Source organism: Gemmobacter nectariphilus DSM 15620, from assembly GCF_000429765.1.
Classification (GTDB): Bacteria; Pseudomonadota; Alphaproteobacteria; order Rhodobacterales; family Rhodobacteraceae; genus Wagnerdoeblera; species Wagnerdoeblera nectariphila.
Window position 1 is genome coordinate 25,926 of record NZ_KE386950.1, and the last position, 3,265, is coordinate 29,190.

The window sequence follows — 3,265 nt, forward strand, 5'->3', positions numbered from 1 at the left end:
TCTTCGGGACCGCGATGTCGTTGAGGTCGATCATCGCGCCCCTCAGGCCAGAAGGACGAGCCCGCGCTCGGCCCGGGTGATCGCGGTGTAGAGCCAGCGGCGCCGGTCGATGTCGCTGCGGCCCAGCCCGTCGTCCCAGACGATCACGTTCTCCCACTGCGAGCCCTGCGCCTTGTGCGCGGTGATGGCCCAGCCGAAGGTCGCCTCGGTCAGCAGGCGCTTCTCCTTGTAGTCGCGGTCGTGGCGCTTGTCGTCATAGGCGACGTGGTCCTCGAAATGTCCCTTGTAGATGCGCAGCCGGCCCGGGCGCCCGTCCTCATAGGGCTCGCCGATGTGGCGCCCCTTCGGCGCCTCCCTCGAACCGGTGGCGGGAGGCGCCTCAGCCTCATGGACGACGGCAGAGAAGTAGAGGCTGCCCTCGTCGACGATGTCCTCAAGCGTCACGAACATCCCGTTGATCAGCCCCAGATCGTTCTGGTTCTTCAGGCAGATGATCTTCTCGGCCGGCCCCGTGGGCAGCCAGCTCCCGCCGAGACCGGCCGCCGCGCGCATGGCGTTGTTGATCTGCAGCCGCGTGGCGTTCAGCCCGCAGATCAGCTGGCCGCCGCGCAGCGCCTGTTCCGGCGTGATGTCGCCCTTGCGGAGCTTCGCGACATGGTCGTCGTAGACGCCGAAGCCGATGGGCCGGCCCTCGCGCGCCATGGTGGCGAGGCGGATGATCGCGCTCTCGGCCGCCTGGCGGTGGATCTCGGTCAGCATCACGTCCGGCTCGTCGCGCGTGAAGGCGCCTTCGCCCCGGATCGGCGGCAGCTGGCCGGGATCGCCGAGCACGAGGATCGGCTTGCCGAAGCTCATCAGGTCGCGCGCCATCTCCTCGCCGACCATCGACACCTCGTCGAGCACGATCAGCCGGGCGTCCGCCGCGTCGCTCTGCGGATTCAGGGCGAAGCGCGGGTGCTTCATCGCCGAGAGCCCCTGGCGCATCGCCTCGATCGCGGCATCGGCCGTGGTGCGCGCGAACCCGGTGAGGCGAAGCGCGTCGCGTTCGGCCACCGCGATCTTTCGGGCGGCTTCCTCGATCTCCTCCTCGGTCGACTCGATCACCGTGTAGATCAGGCTGTGGATGGTGCGCGCCGGCGTGCCCTTGCGGGTCAGCACCAGCGCGGCCTTGCCGGTGAAGGTGGCGGTGACCACGCCGGGCACGCATCGGCCGTCCCGCGCGCTGCGGTGGGGCGAGAGGCCGAGTTCGTCGAGCGCGAACTTCAGCACGGTGCTCTTGCCGGACCCGGCATAGCCGAAGAGGCGGAACACCTGCTGCTGCTCTGTGCGGGTCTCGAACCACTCCTTGATCTCGCGGATCGCGGCGGCCTGCGTGGCGGATGGGGTGATCTCGGTCATGAATGGGGCATCTCCACTGCGTAATCCTTTACGATCCCGCCGCGGGTCGGATCGCCCACCTCGCACTGGCGGACGAAGACACGGCGACCGTCGGCGAGCTGCCGCCAGTGACCACGGCGGATGTGCCAGCGCGGGCTGGCGTGACTGCCGCCCTGCGGCGGCGTCGCTGCCTGCAGGCGCGCCGGATCGATGGCGACCTGGCGCCAGACCCATCCGCGTACGCCCTCGCGAGACAGGCGGGACCGTTTCGCGGGGGACACCTTGCGGTCGCGGATGTCCGGGGACGCGCCGAGGATGGTCAGCGCGCGCCAGACGATGCCGGCGGCGACTTCACCGTGACCGCGGACCGTCTCGTCGCTCCGCTCGGCGGGGTTGCCCTCGATCTCCGCCTTTCCGTCCGGATGCATCCAGACCCGCACCAGGCAATCCGTCCAGCCGCGCGGCGCCCGCTTGCGCATGAGGAACGTGGCCTCGACGATGTCGCCGTCGGCGCGGGCGCAGACGATCAGGCCCGAGGGAGACGCGCGCTGCTCGCGCACCTCGAAAATCACGGACGGATGCGGCAGCCGAAGCGGACCGGTAAAGACCCGGGTCATCGCGCGGTCGACGAGATCACCATCGAAGGCCGCCTGATCGCCGAAGAAATAGATCGGCGCGAACTCCGCCGCTGCGAGCAGGTCGGAGCACCAGAACCGCTCGCGATGCGCGCGCACGATCCGCTTGAGCTCATAGGCGTCGGGGATCATGGCCGCTGTCCCCAGCACCGGCCCGCCCATGCGCAGGGCGCGTGCCACTTGCCGGCGGCCATGCCGCCGCGGCAGAGGACTGCGGTGGGCTCGGCCGCGGCCCGCGGCAGCCATTCCCCGGCCTCGGAGGCTCGCACCACGGCGACGGCGCGATCCGACATTTCCTGCGCGAGATGCGCGTCGAACGGCACGAGTTCGGCGTACAGCTCCATCGTGTCGCGGTTCAATGCGGTGAAGAGCGCCGGGGCCGGCAGCTCCATGTAGGCCTGATAGAGCGCGATCTGGGCGGCGTATACGGGGCGCGCGAGGCTGACGCCGCGCTTGACCACGTCCTTCCAGCTGGCCGCCCCGAGCGCCTTGTTCTCCCAGAGCGCGGGATAGTCCATTGCGACCGGGCCTGAGACGAAGCAGCCATCGATATGGCCCTTGAAGCGCCCGCCGAGGGCCTCGAAGCCGAACTGGCGTCCATCGGGTCGCTCGGTGCGCAGGTCGAACCCGGCGATCCGGAACCAGCCTGCGACGATGTCCTCGGCCCGGTGGCCCGCCTCGAATATGCGCAGCGTGCGCGGCGCGAACTCCTGGCCTTCGTCCTTGGGCACCGCGAGGAAGTCGTACTGGATCTGGCGCAAGCAGTCGCGGCCGAGACCCGAGGAACTGACATAGGTGCGCGGACGCTCGGCGCGGTGGCGGGCGGACAGCGCCGTATCGATGACGGCGGAGACGGCTTCGGCAATGGGCGGGCGCGGCGCGCCGGCGCCATAGAGGAAGCCCGAGCCATGGTTGAGGTCGATCATCTCTCGCGCTCCCAGAACCCGCCGGCCTGCGCGATGCAGGTCAGCTTGTGGAACTGCGCGTCCGTCAGCCGGGCGCTGTCGCCGAACCGCACCAGCTTCTCGCGGAGGCTGTCGCAGAACTCGATCTCGAAGTCGATGACGGCGTTCTCGGTGGCCGCCTCGAGCAGAGGCTTCCAGCTGCAGGACGCGGTGTCGTCGTTCAGGTCGATCATCACCGCGCTCCTAAAATGGGATCGGGTCGTCGAGGACCGTGCCGGTGCGCTCCTTGCGCGCGGCCTGGTCCTGCATGCTGTCGATGTAGCCGGTGACCGCCGCCTCGATCAGGCG

5 protein-coding genes are annotated in these 3,265 nt (G+C 69.6%); all 5 read right to left on the reverse strand.

Going from position 1 to position 3,265, the window contains the following annotated elements; genetic code table 11:
* Nucleotides 1-42: 42 nt before the first annotated feature.
* The 5 genes from G481_RS0122390 to G481_RS26820 are packed head-to-tail and all read right to left on the reverse strand — an operon-like array spanning nt 43 to nt 3,262.
* Nucleotides 43-1,398: an ATP-dependent DNA helicase gene (locus G481_RS0122390; RefSeq protein WP_028031997.1), complete on the reverse strand. Its 1,356-nt coding sequence runs from the start codon at nt 1,396-1,398 to the stop codon at nt 43-45.
* Entirely contained in the window at nt 1,395-2,144 is a 750-nt protein-coding gene (locus G481_RS0122395) for a hypothetical protein (protein WP_154664731.1), read from the reverse strand. The genes G481_RS0122390 and G481_RS0122395 overlap by 4 nt, the downstream gene beginning before the upstream one ends.
* Entirely contained in the window at nt 2,141-2,938 is a 798-nt protein-coding gene (locus G481_RS26815; protein WP_028031999.1) for a hypothetical protein, read from the reverse strand. The genes G481_RS0122395 and G481_RS26815 overlap by 4 nt, the downstream gene beginning before the upstream one ends.
* Nucleotides 2,935-3,150 (reverse strand): hypothetical protein, encoded by a 216-nt coding sequence (locus tag G481_RS0122405; protein ID WP_028032000.1) that lies wholly within the window; start codon nt 3,148-3,150, stop codon nt 2,935-2,937. Before G481_RS0122405 ends, G481_RS26815 begins: the two co-directional genes overlap by 4 nt.
* 10 nt (nt 3,151-3,160) lie before the next feature.
* Nucleotides 3,161-3,262, reverse strand: a complete 102-nt coding sequence (locus G481_RS26820) for a DUF6511 domain-containing protein (protein WP_342666604.1) — start codon at nt 3,260-3,262, stop codon at nt 3,161-3,163.
* Nucleotides 3,263-3,265 lie beyond the last annotated feature (3 nt).

What these genes read in the sequence shown, in the direction of transcription:
- G481_RS0122395 (WP_154664731.1), bottom strand. Translation starts at nt 2,144, where the DNA reads ATGATCCCCGACGCCTATGAGCTCAAGCGGATCGTGCGCGCGCATCGC.
- G481_RS0122390 (WP_028031997.1), bottom strand. Translation starts at nt 1,398, where the DNA reads ATGACCGAGATCACCCCATCCGCCACGCAGGCCGCCGCGATCCGCGAG.
- G481_RS26815 (WP_028031999.1), bottom strand. Translation starts at nt 2,938, where the DNA reads ATGATCGACCTCAACCATGGCTCGGGCTTCCTCTATGGCGCCGGCGCG.
- G481_RS0122405 (WP_028032000.1), bottom strand. Translation starts at nt 3,150, where the DNA reads ATGATCGACCTGAACGACGACACCGCGTCCTGCAGCTGGAAGCCTCTG.